Origin of the sequence: uncultured Plantibacter sp. (assembly GCF_963518075.1) — a bacterium.
GTDB classification, from domain to species: Bacteria; Actinomycetota; Actinomycetes; order Actinomycetales; family Microbacteriaceae; genus Plantibacter; species Plantibacter flavus_A.
Genome location: NZ_CAUQHZ010000002.1, coordinates 1 through 19710, shown reverse-complemented (window position 1 = coordinate 19710; position 19710 = coordinate 1). Strand labels below are relative to the sequence as shown.

Sequence of the window (19710 nt, the reverse complement as noted above, 5' to 3'; positions counted from 1 at the left end):
ACCGGTCCGAGGGTCGCACCGGTGCGTCGGAGGGGATTGCCCTACTGATCCGCCACGGTGACGAGCCCGAGTTCCGCGGGGGTGAGGAGCAGCTCGTGTCTCGGCACGATGCGCACCGTGTACCCGAACCCGCCGGCCCGATCGAGGGGAAGCGTCCCGGCGTACTCGAGCGTGTGCTCCGGCCGACTCGTCGACGGGGACTGCTGCTGCTCGAGCGGCTGCGTCCGGATGTCGAGCAGTTCTCCCCCGGCACCGGGTACCCCGCAGACCACCTCGACGGTCACGTCCTCCGGTGACAGCGATCCCAGCTGGACGTAGGCGCGCAGCCGCAGTACGTCACCGACCTGCGGGACCGCGTCGACACCGCCGCTCTCGACATGGGCGACCGCCAGCTGTGGCCAGGCCTCGCGCACCCGCTGCTTGTAGGCTGCCAGCTCGCGCGCCCGCTGCTGATCGGACGCGTTGAGCTCGCGCTCCATCGCCGCCGCCGGGAGGTACATGCGCTCCGTGTACTCGCGGACCATGCGGTCGGCGCTGAGCGGTTCGGACAGCGTCGAGAGCGTGTGTCGCACCATCTGCATCCAGCGCTGCGGCAGCCCGTCGTCCTCACGCTCGTAGAACCGCGGCACCAGCTGGTGCTCGAGGATCTCGTACAGCGCCGTGGCCTCGAGGGCGTCGCGTTCCTCGTCGTCCGCCGCCCCGTCCGCCGACGGGATGACCCAACCGTTCTCGCTGTCGGCGTACTCGTTCCACCATCCGTCGAGGATCGACAGGTTCAGGGCCCCGTTGAGGGCGGCCTTCATGCCGGAGGTCCCGCAGGCCTCGAGGGGACGCAGCGGGTTGTTCAACCACACGTCACAGCCCGGGTAGAGCGTCTTGGCCATCCCGATGCCGTAGTCGGGCAGGAAGACGATGCGCGATCGGAGCTCGGGATCCTGGGCGAACTGTACGAGGCGCTGGATGAGCCGCTTGCCGTCGTCGTCCGCCGGGTGCGCTTTGCCCGCGACGACGATCTGGACGGGCCGTTCGGGATGGAGCAGGATCGCGCGAAGTCGATCGGGATCGCGCAACATGAGGGTGAGCCGCTTGTAGCTCGGCACGCGCCGGGCGAACCCGATCGTCAACACCTCGGGGTCGAGCAGTTCATCGATCCAGGACGGGAGCACCGCTTGCGGGTTCTGGGTCCGATACCCGTCGGCGATCCGGCGCCGCACGTCGGCGACGAGGCGCTCCCGCATCCCGTGCTTCCGCGACCAGAGCTCGGCGTCCGAGACCGAGGGGTCGGACCAGTCCGCCCGACTCGTGTCGGTCGTCCCCCACCGGTCCACGGCGAGGTCGACGAGCGACGGATCGGTCCAGCTCGGGGCGTGGACACCGTTCGTGATGGACGTGATCGGCACGTCCGAGACGTCGAAGCCGGGCCAGAGGCCTCGGAACATCGCCCGGCTCACCTCGCCATGCAACCGACTGACGCCGTTCGCACGCTGCGCCAGACGCAGACCCATGATCGCCAGGTTGAAGACGTCGGCCGAGCCGCCGTTCGCCGTCTCGTCGCCGAGTGCGAGGGCGTCCTGTGCGGCGACGCCCGGAAGCAGGTCACCGCTGAAGTAGCGCGTGATCACCTCACGGTCGAACCGGTCGATCCCGGCCGGAACGGGGGTGTGCGTCGTGAAGACGGTCCCGCCGCGTACGAGCTGCAGCGCCTCGTCGAAGGAGAGTCCGTTCCCGACGAGGTCGCTGATCCGCTCGAGCCCCAGGAAACCGGCGTGGCCTTCGTTGGAGTGGTAGACCTGCGGCAGCGCGTGGTCCGTGAGCTCGCTCCACTGCTTGATCGCTCGGACGCCGCCGATGCCGAGGAGGAGTTCCTGCAGGAGTCGATGCTCGCCGCCACCGCCGTACAACCGGTCCGTCACGCCGCGCAGCTCGGCGACGTTCTCCGGGATGTCCGTGTCGAGCAGCAGCAGTGGCACCCGACCGACCTCGGCGATCCAGACCCGTGCCGACAGGCTCCGGTCGTCAGGGAGCGCCAGGGTGACGGTGACCGGTGTCCCGTCCGGTTCCCGGAGCACCGTGACCGGGAGTCCGTCGGGGTCCTGCACGGGATAGGACTCCTGCTGCCAGCCGTCGTTCGTGATCGACTGCGCGAAGTATCCGGAGCGGTAGAGGAGGCCCACGCCGACGAGCGGTACGCCCAGGTCGGACGCGCTCTTCAGGTGGTCGCCGGCGAGGATGCCGAGGCCACCCGAATACTGCGGCAGGGCCGCGGCGATACCGAATTCGGGCGAGAAGTAGGCGATCGTCTGTGGTTTCGGGTCCGGGAGGCCCTGGTACCACCGCGGCTCCTCCAGATACCGGCGGAGGTCGGCGTGCAAGGCGTCGGCCCGACCGACGAAGTCCGCATCGGCGGCGAGTTCCGCCAGTCGCTCCGGTGTCACGAGTCCGAGGCCGCTGATCGGATCATGGTCGGACTCGCGCCAGACGTCCGGTGCGATCTCATCGAACAGGCGCTGCGTCGGCTCGTGCCACGACCACCGCAGGTTCGCAGCGAGGGCGGTGAGCGAGGTCAGGGACTCGGGGATGAGCGCGCGGACGGTAAACCTGCGGATAGCCTTCACGCGCTCACTCTAGGGCAACCGCGGTGGCCGCTCAGGACACGGCAGCACCCGAGGCCTTAGCATGACGCGCGACACCCCGCGCGCCCCTTCATCGGTGGTCGTTTCGCGGTACGGTCGGACCAGTGGCACCGAAGGAGATGGAACGCACTATGCCGAAGTCAGTACCGCAGTCCTCCACCGTCGACGACGCCGGACCGGTGTCGCTCACGCTGTCCCCGAGCATCGGGCGCATCCCGATCCTGGATCCGACGCCCTCGGTCGAAGGTGGCCGTTGGCCGGCCAAGGCGTTCTCGGGCGAGGTGGTGCCGTTCGGCGCGACCGCGTTCCGCGAAGGACACGACCTCATCGGCGTCGAGCTCCTGCTCACCGATCCGCGCGGGAAGACGGTCACGCGTCGGATGTCTCCGGGCGCCCCGGGCACCGACCGCTTCGAGGTCGAGGTCCAACTCGCGACGGAGGGCACCTGGCGGTACCAGGTCCGCGCCTTCGCCGACGAGTTCGCGACCTGGGAGCACAACGCCCGGGTCAAGATCGAGGCCGGGGTTGACGTCGAGCTCATGTACCTCATCGGTGCGGAACTCCTCGAGCGCGCCGCGACGGACAAGCTCCGCCCGGCGAAGGACCGCCGCTTCCTCACCGCCGCCGCCAAGCTCCTCCGCGACACCGACGCCGAGCCGGAAGCCCGGTTCGCGGTGCTCGACGATCCAGAACTCCTGGCCATCGCCGACCGTCGGCCGTTCGCCGGTCTCGCGAGCACGAGCGACGAGCGCGTGGTCCGCGTCGAGCGCACCCGGGCCGGCGTCGGTTCCTGGTACGAGTTCTTCCCGCGGTCGGAGGGTGCCGAGCGGAACCCGGACGGCTCCTGGACGTCGGGCACCTTCCGCAGCGCGGCCGGTCGGTTGCCGGCCGTCGCCGCGATGGGGTTCGACGTCCTCTACCTGCCGCCAATCCACCCCATCGGCGTGACGTTCCGCAAGGGACCGAACAACACCCTCACCCCCGGCGAGCACGACCCGGGCTCCCCCTGGGCGATCGGTGGTGCCGCGGGCGGTCATGACGCGATCCATCCCGACCTCGGTACGGAGAAGGATTTCGTCGCCTTCGTCCGCCAGGCGAAGAAGGTCGGTCTGGAGGTCGCCCTCGATCTCGCCCTGCAAGCGTCGCCGGACCACCCCTGGGTGACTGAGCACCCCGAGTGGTTCACGACCCTCCCCGACGGCACGATCGCGTACGCCGAGAACCCGCCGAAGAAGTACCAGGACATCTACCCGGTCAACTTCGACAACGACCCCGAGGGCATCCGGGCCGAGGTGATGCGCATCGTCCGCCACTGGATCTCGCTCGGCGTCCGCATCTTCCGCGTCGACAACCCCCACACCAAGCCGCTCGACTTCTGGGAGTGGTTGCTCGCGACCGTCAACCGGACGGACCCCGACGTCGTGTTCCTCGCGGAGGCCTTCACCCGTCCGGCCCTGCTGCAGGGTCTGGCGAAGGTCGGGTTCCAGCAGAGCTACACCTACTTCACCTGGCGCAACACGAAGGAGGAGCTCGAGGAGTTCCTCGGTGCGGCGGCGACCGAGACCGCCGACTTCCTCCGGCCCAACCTGTTCGTCAACACGCCGGACATCCTCACCGAGTACCTCCAGTTCGGTGGCCGGGCGGCGTACAAGGTGCGTGCGGCGATCGCCGCGACCGCCGCTCCGACGTGGGGGGTCTACGCCGGGTACGAGCTCATCGAGAACGTCGCCCGTCCCGGTGCCGAGGAGAACATCGACAGCGAGAAGTTCGAGTACCGTCCGCGGGACTGGGCCGCTGCGGAAGCCGCCGGCACCTCGCTGTCGCCGTACCTCACCCTGCTCAACCGGATCCGGCGTGCGCATCCCGCCCTCCGGCAGTTGCGCAACATCAGCTTCCACTGGAGCGACGATGACCAGATCCTCGTCTTCAGCAAGCATCTCGACCAGCGGTTCACCGGGACCGATGAACACGACACCCTGCTCGTCGTCGCCAACCTCGATCCACACTCGGTCCGACAGACCATGGTGCACCTCGACCAGACCGTGTTCGGTGGTGTCCCGGGCGGCAGCTTCGACGTCACGGACCTCGTCACGGGAGCCGAGTGGATCTGGTCCGACAGCAACTTCGTGCGCCTCGACGCCTTCACCGAGCCCGTGCACATCCTGAGCGTGAGGATTCGACCATGACGACCAGCCCTGTGACCCCAGACGGAGCCGCTGCACCGAAGCGCTCCGGCCGTCGAGCCGCACCCATGCCGGTCGACGCCACACCGGCGCCGCGGGAGCTCCCGCTCCCCTCCGTCGAGGACTGGATCCTCGACGCCGTCGCGGAGGGCCGCTACCACGACCCACACGAGATCCTGGGGCAGCACCTGATCGACCTGGGCGGGGTGAGCGACCCCCTCGTGGTCGTCCGCGCCAGACGCCCGCTGGCCGAGCAGGTGACGGCGGTGCTCGCCAACGGTGCGCGCGTCGAGCTCGCGCACGTCCGCGCCGGCATCTGGCAGGGCTTCCACGTCGACGGCATCATCGACTACACGCTCGACGCCCGCTACAGCGACGGATCGATCTGGAACGCCGACGACCCGTACCGGTTCGCGCCGTCGATCGGCGAACTCGACCTGCACCTCATCGGCGAGGGTCGCCACGAACGACTCTGGGACGCCCTCGGCGCACACGTCACCGAGCTGCGTGGGGTCACCGAGTCGGTCGCCGGCACCGCGTTCGCCGTCTGGGCACCTCACGCACGTGCGGTCCGGGTCATCGGCGACCTCAACTCCTGGGACGGCACGGCGCACGCCATGCGCAATATGGGTGCGACGGGTGTCTGGGAGCTGTTCATCCCCACCATCGGCGCCGGCGAGCTGTACCGCTTCGAGATCCTGACCCAGCACGGCGACTGGGTCCGTCGGTCCGACCCGATGGCCCGGTTCACCGAGCGCTCCCCCGCCACCGCATCCGTGACCGGTGTCAGCGACTACCGCTGGACCGACGAGGCGTGGCTCGATCGGCGAGCCGCGAGTGATCCGCACAACGGACCCATGAGCGTCTACGAGCTCCACGTCGGCTCGTGGCGTCCCGGGCTCGGCTACCGGGACCTCGCGGACCAGCTCATCGAGTACATCGCGGAGCTCGGCTACACGCACGTCGAGTTCATGCCGCTCGCCGAGCACCCCTTCGGCGGCTCCTGGGGCTACCAGGTCACCGGCTACTACGCGCCGACGAGCCGCTTCGGTTCGAGCGACGACCTCAAGTACCTGATCGACCGTCTCCACGGCGCGGGGATCGGCGTCCTCATGGACTGGGTGCCCGGCCACTTCCCCAAGGACGAGTGGGCCCTCGCGAACTTCGACGGTCAGCCCCTCTACGAGCACCCCGACCCGCGACGTGGCGAACAGCCGGACTGGGGCACCCTCGTCTTCGACTTCGGGCAGCCCCAGGTCAAGAACTTCCTGGTGGCCAACGCCCTCTACTGGCTCGAGGAGTTCCACGTCGACGGCCTGCGCGTCGACGCCGTCGCCTCGATGCTGTACCTCGACTACTCGCGGAAGGACGGCGAGTGGCTGCCGAACGTCCACGGCGGGCGCGAGAATCTCGAAGCGATCAGTCTCCTCCAGGAGGCGAACGCGACGGCCTACCGGCGGAACCCCGGGATCGTCATGATCGCCGAGGAGTCGACGAGTTGGCCCGGCGTCACCGCGCCGACGAGCGCGGGCGGTCTCGGGTTCGGCCTGAAGTGGAACATGGGCTGGATGCACGACTCGCTCCAGTACATCGAGCACGACCCGCTCTACCGGTCACATCACCACGGCGAGATCACCTTCTCGATGGTCTATGCCTTCAGCGAGAGCTTCCTCCTGCCGATCAGCCACGACGAGGTCGTCCACGGCAAGGGCTCCCTCCTCGCGAAGATGCCCGGTGACCACTGGCAGCAACTCGCGAACATGCGCGCCTACCTCGCCTTCATGTGGGCCCACCCCGGCAAGCAGTTGCTCTTCATGGGCCAGGAGTTCGGTCAGCCCTCCGAATGGTCTGAGGAACGCGGTCTCGACTGGTGGATCCTGGACCAGCCGAGCCACCGGGCGCTGCTCGGCCTCGTGTCACGACTCAACGCCGTGTACACGGAGCACCCGGCGCTCTGGGCCCTGGACCACGACGCCGCCGGCTTCGAATGGCTCGACGCCGGGGACGCGCAGAACAGCGTGCTCTCCTTCCTGCGCTGGGACGACGACGGCAACGTGATCGCCGCACTGGTCAACTTCTCCGGCGCCCCCGTCGGCCCGTACCGGGTCGGCCTGCCTCGCGCCGGTCGGTGGGAGGAACTCCTCAACACCGACGCCGTGGAGTACGGCGGATCCGGCGTGGGCAACTACGGATCGATCGAGGCGTCGGCGTCACCGTGGGCAGGACGCCCGGCTTCCGCCGAGCTCACGCTCCCCCCGCTCGGCATGATCTGGCTCAAGCACGTCGGCTGATCAGGCTTCCGCAGCACCCGGATGCACGACGAAGGCCCGCCTCCCGAGGGAGGCGGGCCTTCGTCGTGCATCGGTCGGTCAGTAGAGGAGGCCGGTCAACCGGGCCCTGGCCTTCATGACGCGCGGATCGGTGACGCCGGCGACCTGGAAGAGCTCGAGCAGGCGCGTCCGGACGGTGTCCTTACCCGACTGGTCGAGGTCGGGGAACAGCGTCAGCAGACGGTCGAAGGCGTCCTCGAGGTGTCCTCCGGAGAGGTCGAGGTCGGCGACGGCCAGCTGGGCGTCGAGGTCGTCGGGAGCAGCAGCGGCGCGTGCGCGGATCTCATCGAGGGTCTTCCCCGTGAGGCGGTGCAGCAGACGGACCTGAGCGAGGCCGGCCACGGCCATGTCGTCCTTCGGATTCTGCGCGATGGCCTTCTCGTACGCGGCGATGGCCGTCGGGTAGTCGGCACGCTCGATGGCCTCGTACGCCTCGGCGTGGAGGGGCGGCAGCGGCTCCTCCACGGGTTCGGCTGGAGCTGCGGCGTCCCCTTCGGCGACGACGGCCCGACCGGAGACCCCGTTCTGTTCGGCCAGCTGCAGCAACTGCTCGATCACATCGCGCACCTGCGACTCCGGGATGGCGCCGTTGAACATCGGCACCGGGCGTCCGCCGACGACGGCGACGACCATCGGGATCGACTGCGCCTGGAACGCCTGGGAGAGCTGCGGGTTCGCGTCGACGTCGACCTTGGCGAGCACGAAGCGGCCGGCGTATTCGGCGGCGAGCCGCTCGAGCACCGGGGAGAGCTGCTTGCACGGTCCGCACCACTCGGCCCAGAGGTCGATGACGACGGGGACGACGGAGGACAGCTCGACGACCTGACCGAACCCGTCGTCCGTCGCGTCGAAGACCAGGGACGGGACCTGGACGGTCTGGCCGGTCGTCGCGCCGGGCGCCTCTGCCGGTGCGCCCGCCTGCGTCGACGCGCCCGCGGGCGGCGTCTGGTGGCGACGAGCGAGGCCGGAGAGGTCGACGGCGCCGCGCAGGTGTGCTGCGCTCGGCTCCGCGGCACTCACGGGAGCTCCGATGCGGCGATGAGGGTCTGGGTGAATCCGAGCAAGGTGATCTTCTCTCCGGAGTTGACGGCTGGCACGTAGAACAGGAGCTGGTCGCCGTAGGTGGCCTGCGTCCCCTTCGCGCTCTCGGTGATCCCGGAGAGCGCGGCGACCGCACCCGAAGGTTTCACGGTAGCACCGGCCGTGACGACCGAGACCACCTCGCCCTCCTGCACGTTGACGGCGACGATCGCACCCGAGTCGTTGGTCGCCAGTGCGACGTTCGGGCCGGTACCGGCGGCCGCCGAGAAGGCGATGCTCGCCGTCGTCGGCAGGTTCGCGGCCTTCGTGGCGCGGTCCGCGGCGACCTGCGTCCGGAAGACGTCACCGTCGGCGTTGAACATGCCGGCGAAGGTGCTCGCATCGCCGTTGGTGATGATGTCGGCGTATGCCGCGGCGATCTCCTCCGGCGGCATGACGAGCAACTTCGAGTCCGGCGGGACGCTCGCGGCACCGATGGTCGCGGGCGCGACGTTCTCGAGTCGAGCGCCCTCGAGGAGCTTCTCCGCGTAGACGACCTGGTAGTTCGACCGCGGGTCCTGCTGGGTCATCACGAGGACCGTCGGCGACACCGTCTCGTCGGCCTTGTCCTGGATGGCGGTCATGACCGTCCGAGGCCAGGCATCCGTCGCCTGGGGCAGGGTGAGCGTGACTGGCGACGCGGGGATGGGCGTCGCTCCGGCGGCGTCCGCAACCTTCGAGCGGAGGGCGTAGTTCGCGGTGCGCTCCTCGAGAGCCGGCCCCGAGAACCGGACGGCTGCAGCGGTGCCGTCGAGCGCAGCATCGGCCTCGGACGCCGCCGTCGAGATCCGCGACACGATCCGCTCGACCTGTGGCACGGTGACGACGGGCGCGGCGAAGTCCTGGTCCTGACTGTCGGCCGGGAGGTCCGTCGCAGTGACGGTGGGCGTCGGTGACGGCGCTCCGATGGTCGGCCAGTAGTCCTGGGAGCAGCCACTCAGGCCCAGGGTCCCGATGAGGACGAGCGGTACGCCCACGACGAGTGAACGGCGCAGCGAAGAGCGCTTCGTCTTGCCGGCTCCGAGTTCACGGGGGCGGCGCGGCTTCGGTTGTCTCGACATCTTCGTGATGCCCTTCTGTCCTTGTCCCGGACCCTTGCGACGCGGGCCTCGCGAGCGACGCATGCGCTGGATCCCCGAGAGGTAGAGCACGATGCCGGCGAGGAGCACGAGGATGCCACCGGCGATCAGCGGACCGGCCCACGGGGTGGCGTTGTCGAGTGGCCATGAGAGTCGGATGGAATCCGGAGCTGCGGCCGAGCCGTCGGTCGCGATGAGCACGTCGATGTCCTTCGGCAGGTTCATCGTCGCGATGACCGCGCCCGCCTCGTCGTACTCACCGAGCCAGAGGTCGGATCCGCGCGGGTCCGGGCCCTTCTCGGCGGTGGTGGTGTCGTCGCTGGCCTCGGGGGCCGGCGTCGCCGACGGCTCGGGACTCGGGGTCGCCCCGTCGTCGTCGGTGGCGTCCGCCTCGGCCGTGACGGTCGTGGTCGTCAGGGCGGTACCGGCACTGTTGACGCCCACACGGCTGTAGGGCTCGTCGCCGAGCCAGGCCGTGATGTCGTCGGAGCGCCCGTAGCTCATGAACACCTGCGTGTCGCCGCCCGCGCCCGCCACGATGGACTGCGCTCCCGGCTGCGACTGCAGCACGCTCCCGGGGATGACGATGAACCGGTCTCCGCTGTCGACCGTCGTCGACAGGCTGAAGGTGCCGGGCGAGAGGAACACGGTCCGTTGCGCGATTCCCGTCACGATCATGACGGCTGCCACGACGAACGCGGCGATGGCGAGAACGAAACGCACGGATTACTCTCCTCTGGCGTCGGAACGACGCGGGTGATCCTGCGTCCGACGGGATCCGGCGGGTCGGGCCGGCAGGAGACGCAGGTGGTTCAGGCTATCGGAAATGACTGAGAGGCGGCTAGACGGCCGCTGGGAGGCCGGGAGCCGGCCAGTGGGTCGGCAGCGGCAGCGCCTCGGGACGCACTGCAGCGACGATCTCGGTGAGCACGCGTCGGGTCTGGCTCTCCCCCACCCACAGGTGCTTGGCGCCGTCCACCGGGACGAGCGTGACCCCGGGGAGGACGCCGAACCGTTCCGCCGCTTCCGCGGGTCGGAGGTAGTCGTCGAACTCGGGCACGAGGACGACCATCGGCCGGTCGTCGCCGGCCCATGCCCGGAGCTCGTCCTCCGTCGTCCGGTGCAGCGGCGGAGACAGGAGGATCACTCCGTCGACGGCCGGGTCGCGCCCGTACTTCAGGGCCAGCTCGGTCCCGAACGACCATCCCACGATCCACGGGTGCGGAAGCCCGCGCTCGGCCACGAACGCGAGCGCGGCCTCGACGTCGGCCCGCTCCCCGACGCCGCCGTCGAAGGCGCCGTCGCTCGTCCCTCGAGGAGACGAGGTGCCGCGGGTGTTGAAGCGGAGCACCGCGATCCCCGCGAGCGCAGGCAGGCGCGCCGCGGCCTTCCGCAGCACATGGGAGTCCATGAACCCGCCGGCGGTCGGCAGCGGGTGGAGCGTCACCAGGGTCGCGACGATCTCGCCATCGGCCGGCACCGCGAGCTCGCCGACGAGAGTCAGGCCGTCGGCCGTGTGCAGCTCGATCTCCTCGCGGACGGCGGGGAGCTCGGCGCCACCACGGATCTCGATGGTGTCGGTCATGAGTCAGTCCTCCGGGGCAGTGTGGTCGGGTCGATTCGCGGCGTGCGGGCGTTCACCGGATCCGCCAGCAGTGGGAGTGCCAATGCCGCCGGGCAGCGATGTCGGCCTGGTCGCCCAGGACCCCGTCGGCGCGCCACGTCACCACATGTGCGGTGCCGGGCGGGATGGACTGTCCGCATCCCGGACACACGTAGGTCTTCTGCGCACTGGAACCGCTGACGGGCTGGACGAACCAGGATCCGTCTCGATGGTCCTCGGTGCGTTTCCACCCTGCCATCAGCCGTTCGAGACCGTTACCCTCGTCGTCGCCGGGCCGTGGCCGGTGGCGGTGGTGTCGGGGCATGGGTCAAGTCTAGGCTCAGCCTCCACGACCGTGTCGGGGGGCGGTTCCGGTCAGTACCAGCCGTTGGACTCCGAGTGGGCCCACGCGCCGCACGGCGTGCTGTACCGACTCGTGATATATCCGAGACCCCAGGTGATCTGCGTCGCTGGGTTGGTCGCCCAGTCGGCGCCGGCCGAGGCCATCTTGGAGCCGGGAAGCGCCTGCGGGATGCCCGTGGCACCGGAGCTGGCGTTGTAGGCGTACACGTTCCAACCCGACTCACGGTTCCACAGGGAGACGAGGCAGCTGTACTCGCCCTCGCCCCAGCCATTGGCCATGACCATGTCGTAGGCGATCGCCTGAGCCGTACCCGGGTCGGGCGTGCCTGCCGCGGGAGCGCTGCCCGTGGACGAGGAACCGCCGTCGGTCGCGGCCGGCGTCGCCACGGGAGGCGGCGGGGGCGGAGCGACGACCTCGTAGCTGTCGCGGGCGAAGGTGTACTGGTAGTTCGAACTCGCGACGACGGACTGCGCCGCGTTGCCACCGAACTGCGCCTGCTTCTCCGCATAGGAGGACGCCACGACGCTCGAGGTCGGGTCGACCATCGTCACGGCGACGAAGCCGAATGCAGCCGTCGCGGCGAAGATGCCGAGGACTTTCTTGCCGCGAGATCGCGGCCGACGGTACGGCTGGACCGCCTTACCGGTGTTCGGCTGGGCTGATGGTTTCCACGGGGTCACGTCAGTTGAGTCTTGAGGCACGATGCATCGATGGTAGCCGAGAATGCCTGATCAGGCCACCTGGTCGCCCGACGCTCAGCGAACCGCCAGCATGACGTCCACGACGCTGTCGAGCAGTGCGTCGACCTGCGACTCGCGGTAACCGGCCCATTCGTTGCGGAACACGGCCGTGCGGACGCGGTCGATGTTGAGCGGTGTGCCGTCGTGGAAGTAGGCGACGAGGCGATCCGCGAGGGCGTCCACGTCCTTCCGGCTGTAGCCGCGGGCGAGCAGGCTCACGCGCTGGAACCGCTGGCCCTCCGGCCTGGTCAGCCGGTTGAGGATGACCTGCGCCGTGCCGCGGGCGTCCCGCAGCCACTCCTTGGCACCGCGCTCCTCGACCGACCGCTCCCGCTCGCGGAGCGAGAAGGCGTCCTCGAGTCGCTCGAGCGCCGCGTCGACGTGCTCGGTGCTGTAGCCACCCCGGACGAGCCGGAACGCCACGTGCCGGATGTCCTCCGCGCTCAGAGTCGCATCCGCGTCGGCGTCGGCGTCCTGCCCGTAGGCGGCGCGAGCGCGGTCGAGGAATTCGTCGACCTCGGCCGGATCGTAGCCACGCTTCGAACGCTTTGAGGTGGGGAAGATCGTGCTCACCGGACCATTCTCCCCCATGAGGGGCTGATCGGGCGAAATCGGACCGGGCCAGAGCTCAGACCGCTAGTCCGCCGAACAGCAGGAAGACCACGTAGGCGACGACCGCCGACGGCAGGATCGAGTCCAGACGGTCGAGGAATCCCCCGTGTCCCGGCAGCCACGAGCTCATGTCCTTCACGCCGATGTCGCGCTTGATGAGCGACTCGGCGAGGTCGCCGACCGTGGCACTGCCGAGGAGCAGCAGGCCGAGCAGGACACCGACCCACCACGGCACACCGAGCATGAGGATCGCGAGCAGCACACCGGCCACGACAGCGACGACACCCGCCCCGGCGAAGCCCTCCCAGGTCTTGTTCGGGCTGATCACCGGCGCCATCTTGTGCTTGCCGAACGACAGGCCACTCACGTAGGCGCCGACATCGACGCAGATGACGAGGATCAAGAACGCCAGCGTCCACCACTCGCCCTCGGGCTGGGCGACCAGAAACACGGCGAAGGAGGCGAGGAAGGGGACGTAGACCTGGATGAACGTCCCGGACGCGAGGTCGCGGACGAGCGTGGGAAGGTCGGTCCGCTTCGAAGCGATGGCCTGCTCGGCCACGCGCCAGACGATGACGAGCAGGATGCCGAGCAGGACGACGGACCAACGCCAGACGTCGTGGAGGAAGAACGCCGCCGGCTGCATCGCGACGGCGGAGATGACGGTCGGGATCGCCGGCACCCGGCGCCCGGTCTGCTCGAGGGCCTTCCGCAGCTCCAGCGTGGCGAAAGCCACCACGGCCGAGGCCAGGACGACGAAGATCACCTTGAAGATGATCAGGCTCACGAGCATGATGCCGCCCGCGGCCACCCCGATGAGGATGGCGTTCACGAGGTTGCGGCCGACCCGCGCCTCGATGCGTTCGTTCGTCGCGTCGAACTGCGCCTTCGTCGCCTGGACCTGCCGTTCGATGTCGGCGCGTTTGGCGTCGACCTGCCGCTCGAACTTCGCGCGGCGGTCCTTCAGCTGGGACCGCAACTCCTGCGAGCCCGACTTGCCGGACCGGCCGGGCTCGGGTTTCGACGGTTCGCTCGATCGCCCGGGAGCGACATCGTCTTCCACAGGTACCTCCAGCGGGCGTGCCGTCGGTCGAGGGACCGGTCGGCGAACGGAATCAGCGGTGGGACAGCGGCTCAGATGGAGAGCAGCTCGGTCTCCTTGGCCTTCAGCGCGGCGTCGACGGCGTCGATGTGCGACTTCGTGACGACCTCGAGCTCCTTCTCGCCGCGTGCGACGTCGTCGTCGCCGACCTCACTCTTGAGCGCCTCGAGGTCGTCCTTGCCCTTGCGACGGATGTTGCGGATGGACACCTTCGCGTCTTCACCCTTGCCGCGGACGATCTTGACGTATTCCTTGCGACGCTCAGCGGTCAGCTCGGGCATGGTGACCCGGATGACGGTGCCGTCGTTCGTCGGGTTGGCACCGAGGTTCGGGATGTCGCGGATCGCCTGCTCGATGTCGCGCAGCGCGGACTTGTCGTAGGGCGTCACGACGATCGTGCGCGCTTCCTGGTTCTGCAGGGAGGCGAGCTGCGCCAGCGGCGTCGGCGTGCCGTAGTAGCTCACCAGGACCTTCTGGAACAGCTGGGGGTTGGCGCGACCCGTACGCACCGTGGCGAAGTCATCCTTCGCGGCCTCGACGGCCTTCGACATCCGGGTACCAACATCCGAGAGGACATCCGCGATCACGAGCACTCCTTTGATTGCATTTCTGGGTTCAGTCTAGTCGGGCGGCGGGGCTCGGCCTGGCCGCCCTGCCGCCTAGGCGGAGGTGACGAGGGTGCCGATCGCGGCACCGCGGATGGCCGCCGTGACGTTGCCGGCCGGCTCCATACCGAAGACGCGCATCGGCATGCCGTTGTCCATGCAGAGGCTGAAGGCCGTCGAGTCGACGACCTTGAGGCCGCGCTGGAGCGCCTCCTGGTAGGAGATGGTGTCGATCTTCGTCGCGGTCGGGTCGACGCGGGGGTCGGCGGTGTAGACGCCGTCGACACCGTTCTTGGCGACGAGGACCTCGACGGCTCCGATCTCGAGCGCGCGCTGTGCGGAGACGGTGTCGGTCGAGAAGTACGGCAGCCCTGCGCCCGCTCCGAAGATGACGACGCGACCCTTCTCCAGGTGTCGCTCGGCGCGGAGCGGGATGTACGGTTCGGCGACCTGCGTCATGGCGATGGCCGACTGCACGCGCGTGGCGGCGCCGGCCTGTTCCAGGAAGTCCTGGAGCGCCAGGGCGTTCATGACTGTTCCGAGCATGCCCATGTAGTCGGCTCGGCCGCGGTCCATGCCGCGCTGGCTGAGCTCGGCTCCGCGGAAGAAGTTGCCGCCTCCGACGACCACTGCGACCTCGACCTCGGCGGTCGCCTCGGCGATCTCGCGGGCGATGGACCCGACCACGTCGGGGTTGACACCCAACTGGCCGCCTCCGAACGCCTCACCTGACAGCTTGAGCAGTACCCTGCGCTTCTTCTCCGGCATCCGCCTGTCCTTCCTCGTCCCTCACACAACTTAGCGTCATGAGCCGCCCGCTGTCCGCGACAGTGGTCGACTCGCTGACCGGATCGTCACCGATCCCACGTGCGCGGGTATGCCCGCGCACGCAAAGGGGTCCGGATCGCCACTGGCGATCCGGACCCCGTCACAACTGCTACGCGCCGACCTTGAAGCGGGCGAACCCGGTCACGGTGAGGCCCGCGTCAGCGAGCACCTTCTGCACGGACAGCTTGTTGTCCTTGGCGTAGTCCTGCTCGAGGAGCGCGACCTGCTTGAAGTACGAGGTCACGCGGCCCTCGACGATCTTCGGCAGTGCGGCCTCGGGCTTGCCCTCGTTCTTCGAGATCTCGGTGACGATCTCGCGCTCCTTCTCGACCTCGTCGGCCGGGACGTCGTCGCGGCTGAGGTAGGACGGGTTGGCGAACGAGATGTGCTGCGCGATGCTGCGAGCCGTCTCCGCGTCGTCACCCGAGTAGCCGACGACCACACCGACCTGCGCGGGCAGGTCCTTGTTGGTCTTGTGGAGGTAGACGGCGAAGTGCTCACCGTGCACCACCGCGAGGCGGCGGAGCTCGAACTTCTCACCGATGATCGCAGCGGAGTCCGCGATGACCTCGGCGACGGTCTTGCCGTCGGCCGGAGCCGCGTTCCCCTCTTCGACGGTGGTCGCGCCGGCGGCGACGACCGCGTCGAGGACGAGGTCGGCCAGGGCGAGGAACTTCTCACCCTTCGCGACGAAGTCGGTCTCGCAGGCGAGCTCGATGAGCGTGGCGGTGTCGCCGTTCTCCTTCGCGGCGACGAGGCCCTCGCTCGTGGAGCGGTCGGCACGCTTCGCGTTGCCCTTCGCACCCTTGAGACGCAGGATCTCGGTCGCCTTCTCGACGTCGCCATCGGCTTCGACGAGTGCGTTCTTGGTGTCGACCATGCCGGTGCCGAGCTGCTCGCGCAGCACCTTCAGGTCAGCGAGAGAAAAGTTGGCCATTGCTGGTGTCCTCCTTGATTACTTCTCGTCGGCGACGACGGCGGCAGCTGCGCCCTCGGCGTCGGCGGCGGACTCGGTTGCAGCGACCTCGACGTCTTCGACAGCCGGGGCTGCCTCGACGGCGTCGGTTGCGGCGATCGCCTCATCGGCGACCTTCTCGGTCTCGGCGGAACCCTGCTCGCCGCCCTGGAGCAGCTCCTGCTCCCACTCGGCGAGCGGCTCGGCCGGGGCGTCGCCCTCGGTCGGCTTCTGGTGGCGCTGGATGAGGCCCTCGGCGGCGGCGTCGGCGATGATGCGCGTCAGCAGGCCGACGGAACGGATCGCGTCGTCGTTACCCGGGATCGGGTAGGTGACCTCGTCGGGGTCGCAGTTGGTGTCGAGGATGCCGATGACCGGGATGCCGAGCTTGCGCGCCTCGTCGATCGCGAGGTGCTCCTTCTTGGTGTCGACGACCCAGAGCGCCGACGGCGTCTTCGAGAGGTTGCGGATACCACCGAGCGACTTGTGGAGCTTGTCCAGCTCGCGCTTCTTGATGAGGAGTTCCTTCTTGGTGAAGCCGCTCTTGGAGGCGTCTTCGAAGTCGAGCTCCTCGAGCTCCTTCATGCGGGCGAGTCGCTTCGACACCGTCTGGAAGTTGGTGAGGAGGCCACCGAGCCAACGCTGGTTGACGTAGGGCTGGCCGACGCGCGTCGCCTGCTCGGCGATGACTTCCTGCGCCTGCTTCTTCGTGCCGACGAAGAGGATGGTGCCGCCGTGGGCGACCGTCTCCTTGACGAAGTCGAAGGCCTGGTCGATGTAGCCGAGCGACTGCTGCAGGTCGATGATGTAGATGCCGGAACGCTCGGTGAAGATGAAGCGCTTCATCTTCGGGTTCCAACGGCGGGTCTGGTGCCCGAAGTGCACGCCGCTGTCGAGCAGCTGGCGGATGGTTACGACGGCCATGAGCCGTTCTCCTGTTCTGCGCTCGCCACCGCACCGCTGACGCGGACGAGTGGGAGTGCCTCGGTTGTCTGACGGACCGGATGGCCTCGTCCCTGGTGCCCGGCGCACGTCCGCCACGCTCCGGAGAGCGAGGACCGATTGGAAGTGGTGGCCGAAATGGCACGCGTAGTCACCCCGACGAGCGAGGTGCTCCGTTCAGCATAGCATCAGGCCACCGTGATGACGGCGCTCCACAGGCCGTCCGACCAGGTCCGTCTCCCCGCTCCGAGGCGCCCGCCCGCCCTCGCTCTCCCGACCCCGTCAGGCTCGGATCATGATGACCTCGATCGCCAGTTGGATCCTCATCTCCTGCCTGGTGCTCCGCGCACCCGTGAGCACGTCCGGAGCGGCGCCGGCCTGGAGCTGGCCGATCGCTCCCCCGCACCTCGTCACCGAGCCGTTCGTCGCGCCGCCCGACCCGTACAGCGCCGGCCACCGGGGTGTCGACATCGCGACATCGCCCGGTCAGCCGGTGGCCGCAGCGGCAGCCGGCGTCGTGACGTTCAGCGGGACGGTGGTCGACCGCCCACTCGTCGTGATCCGGCACGACGACGGACACGTCTCGAGCATCGAGCCGGTGGTGGGTTCGGTCGACGTCGGCAGTCCGGTGACCCGTGGGGCACCGATCGGGACGGTCGGCGTCGGCGGGCACTGCGCCGACGGCTGCGTCCACTTCGGGGTGCGGCGCGACGGCGTCTACGTCAATCCGATGCTGCTGCTCGGCGAGGTGCCACCGGCCGTCCTGCTCCCGCTGACCGCGACCGCGGGGACTCAGGCCCGCGGGTGGGCGTTGCGGTAGCTCTCCTTGATGCGTTCGACGGAGACGTGCGTGTAGATCTGCGTCGTCGCGAGACTCGCGTGGCCGAGGAGCTCCTGGACGGCGCGGAGGTCCGCTCCTCCGTCGAGCAGGTGCGTCGCGGCGGTGTGCCTCAGGGCGTGAGGCCCTGCCGGACCGCCGCCGGGCACGGCGTCGAGGAGCCGGGCGACGAGTGTGTAGACGGAGCGCGGGCCGAGCCGCCCTCCGCGCGCGCCGAGGAAGAGGGCTGCGCCGGGCGTCGGTCCGCGGTCGTTCGCGGCTGCACGGGCGACCAGCTGCGGGCGGGCGCTCGTGAGGTAGTCGACGATCGCCGACTGAGCGGGGACGCCGAACGGCACGACCCGCTCCTTGTCGCCTTTGCCCGTGACCCGGACGGTGAGTCGGTCGAGGTCGAGGTCGTCCCGGTCGAGTCCGCACAGCTCGGACACGCGAAGGGCCGAGGCGTAGAGCAGTTCGACGACGGCGAGGTCGCGGAGGGCGTTCGGCTCCCCCGATGCGGCGCGGTCCTCGAGCCCCGCGAGGAGGTCGTCGAACGGGCCCCGGCCGACGACGCGTGGCAGGGTCCGACCCGTCTTCGGACTCCGGAGACGTGCTGCGACGTCCGAATCGACCCTGCCGGTGCGGAGGAGCCAGGCGCTCCAGGCCTTCGCCGTGGCGGTGCGTCGCGCGAGCGTCGCCTTGGACGAGCCGGCCTCGGAAGCGGCCCAGAGCCAGTCGCGGAGGAGGTCCAGCGTCACGCCGTCGACGAGCTCGACGTCGCGTCCGGTGGCGAAGTCGGCGAGCTGCCGAAGATCGGAGGCGTAGGCGCGAACGGTCTGCGGCGACAGCCGACGCTCGGAAGCGAGGTGCTCCGAGAACCCGTCGATGCTGCTCCAGATGTCCACGTGGACAGCATGCCCCACGCGTCCGACGCCGTGGCCTTCCCCCGCCGAGCGATCACCTCACGCCCGTCCCCCGACGAGCACCCACCCGCGCTCCCGTTCCTCGACGGCCCCGGCGAGATCGAGCGCACCGAGCACGCCGGTGACCTCGCGAGGACTCAGACCACTCGCTTTCGCGAGCGCCTCGACGGTGCGTGGCGAGCGCGCACTCATCACATCACGGACCCGGCGTTCCTCCGGGGAGGCGAACGCCTGCGCGTCCGCATCGACCGCGGTCCACCCGGCGAGCTCCGCCATCTGCGCGGCGTTCGTCACGCACGTGGCGGCGTACTCACGGATCAGGCGGTGACAGCCCGCCGACGACGGACTCGTGACCGGGCCGGGCACGGCTCCGAGCGGACGCCCGAGGGACGCAGCGTGACCCGCCGTGTTGATCGACCCGGAGCGGTCGCCGGCCTCCATGACCACCGTCGCAGCCGAGGCTGCGGCGATGAGTCGGTTCCGCTGCAGAAATCGCCATTTGGACGGTGTGGACCCGCACGGTGATTCGCTGATGACGGCTCCACCGGCCTCGCGGATCCGACGGATGAGCGCATCGTGACCGGCCGGGTACGGCCGATCGACCCCGCCTGCGAGGTAGGCCACGGTCACGCCCCCGCTCCCGAGGGCGGCTCGGTGCGCCGCGCCGTCGATGCCGTACGCGGCACCCGACACGATCGCGAAGCCCCGATCGACGAGCCCGGCCGCAGCCTCGAGGGTGACGTGCTCGCCGTAACCGGACGCGGCCCGGGCCCCGACCAACGCGATGGCGCGTTCTCCCGCAGGGGCGTTGGGAGAACCGCGCAACCAGAGGGCGTGCGGCGCGTGCACACCGAGGTGCTCGAACCCCGCATGCCAGCCCGGAGCGCCGGGCAGGAGGAGCCGGACGCCGATCT

At 69.4% G+C, this 19710-nt stretch carries 17 protein-coding genes; 3 read left to right on the top strand and 14 right to left on the bottom strand.

The window, feature by feature from the left end; translation table 11 throughout:
• Positions 1-41: 41 nt before the first annotated feature.
• Positions 42-2615: an alpha-glucan family phosphorylase gene (gene glgP, locus RWN05_RS03830; protein ID WP_314138613.1), complete on the bottom strand. Its 2574-nt coding sequence runs from the start codon at positions 2613-2615 to the stop codon at positions 42-44.
• 149 nt (positions 2616-2764) lie between these two features.
• Here glgP and RWN05_RS03825 point away from each other — a divergent pair, with 149 nt between their 5' ends.
• Positions 2765-4819 carry an alpha-1,4-glucan--maltose-1-phosphate maltosyltransferase gene (locus tag RWN05_RS03825; protein ID WP_314138611.1) on the top strand — a complete coding sequence of 685 codons (2055 nt, stop codon included), beginning with the start codon at positions 2765-2767 and terminating at the stop codon, positions 4817-4819.
• Between the two features lie 65 nt (positions 4820-4884).
• Entirely contained in the window at positions 4885-7107 is a 2223-nt protein-coding gene (gene glgB, locus RWN05_RS03820; RefSeq protein ID WP_153303581.1) for a 1,4-alpha-glucan branching protein GlgB, read from the top strand.
• Positions 7108-7185: 78 nt separating this feature from the next.
• Here glgB and RWN05_RS03815 read toward each other — a convergent pair whose 3' ends face one another.
• The 11 genes from RWN05_RS03815 to rpsB form a co-directional block, all read right to left on the bottom strand.
• On the bottom strand, positions 7186-8166 hold the full coding sequence (locus RWN05_RS03815) for a tetratricopeptide repeat protein (RefSeq protein WP_071260873.1): 981 nt from the start codon (positions 8164-8166) through the stop codon (positions 7186-7188).
• Positions 8163-10028, bottom strand: a complete 1866-nt coding sequence (locus RWN05_RS03810; RefSeq protein WP_079002278.1) for a hypothetical protein — start codon at positions 10026-10028, stop codon at positions 8163-8165. The genes RWN05_RS03815 and RWN05_RS03810 overlap by 4 nt, the downstream gene beginning before the upstream one ends.
• Positions 10029-10146: 118 nt before the next feature.
• Complete coding sequence (locus RWN05_RS03805) at positions 10147-10890, bottom strand: alpha/beta hydrolase (protein WP_314138607.1); 744 nt, start codon at positions 10888-10890, stop codon at positions 10147-10149.
• Positions 10891-10942: 52 nt separating this feature from the next.
• Complete coding sequence (locus RWN05_RS03800; RefSeq protein WP_071260877.1) at positions 10943-11233, bottom strand: hypothetical protein; 291 nt, start codon at positions 11231-11233, stop codon at positions 10943-10945.
• A gap of 50 nt (positions 11234-11283) precedes the next feature.
• Positions 11284-11952: a hypothetical protein gene (locus RWN05_RS03795; protein ID WP_064295109.1), complete on the bottom strand. Its 669-nt coding sequence runs from the start codon at positions 11950-11952 to the stop codon at positions 11284-11286.
• Positions 11953-12027: 75 nt separating this feature from the next.
• A complete protein-coding gene (locus RWN05_RS03790; protein WP_285039205.1) occupies positions 12028-12585 on the bottom strand; it encodes a DivIVA domain-containing protein in 558 nt (185 codons plus the stop codon).
• Between the two features lie 55 nt (positions 12586-12640).
• A complete protein-coding gene (locus RWN05_RS03785; RefSeq protein WP_314138604.1) occupies positions 12641-13687 on the bottom strand; it encodes a phosphatidate cytidylyltransferase in 1047 nt (348 codons plus the stop codon).
• A gap of 71 nt (positions 13688-13758) precedes the next feature.
• A complete protein-coding gene (frr, locus tag RWN05_RS03780; protein WP_079003892.1) occupies positions 13759-14313 on the bottom strand; it encodes a ribosome recycling factor in 555 nt (184 codons plus the stop codon).
• Between the two features lie 72 nt (positions 14314-14385).
• On the bottom strand, positions 14386-15099 hold the full coding sequence (pyrH, locus tag RWN05_RS03775) for a UMP kinase (RefSeq protein WP_056006822.1): 714 nt from the start codon (positions 15097-15099) through the stop codon (positions 14386-14388).
• A 169-nt stretch (positions 15100-15268) separates the two neighbouring features.
• Positions 15269-16096 (bottom strand): translation elongation factor Ts, encoded by an 828-nt coding sequence (gene tsf, locus RWN05_RS03770; protein WP_079002272.1) that lies wholly within the window; start codon positions 16094-16096, stop codon positions 15269-15271.
• A gap of 18 nt (positions 16097-16114) precedes the next feature.
• Entirely contained in the window at positions 16115-17038 is a 924-nt protein-coding gene (rpsB, locus tag RWN05_RS03765; RefSeq protein ID WP_064295105.1) for a 30S ribosomal protein S2, read from the bottom strand.
• A gap of 313 nt (positions 17039-17351) precedes the next feature.
• Here rpsB and RWN05_RS03760 point away from each other — a divergent pair, with 313 nt between their 5' ends.
• The gene (locus RWN05_RS03760) at positions 17352-17876 is read left to right on the top strand and encodes a M23 family metallopeptidase (RefSeq protein WP_314138596.1); all 525 of its coding nucleotides are present in this window, start codon (positions 17352-17354) and stop codon (positions 17874-17876) included.
• Here the strand turns inward: RWN05_RS03760 and RWN05_RS03755 are convergent.
• Positions 17849-18778, bottom strand: coding sequence for a tyrosine recombinase XerC (locus RWN05_RS03755; protein ID WP_071260881.1), 930 nt, complete (start codon positions 18776-18778; stop codon positions 17849-17851). The genes RWN05_RS03760 and RWN05_RS03755 overlap by 28 nt on opposite strands.
• A gap of 57 nt (positions 18779-18835) precedes the next feature.
• The coding region (dprA, locus tag RWN05_RS03750) for a DNA-processing protein DprA (protein ID WP_314138592.1) at positions 18836-19710 on the bottom strand (875 nt) is incomplete at its 5' end.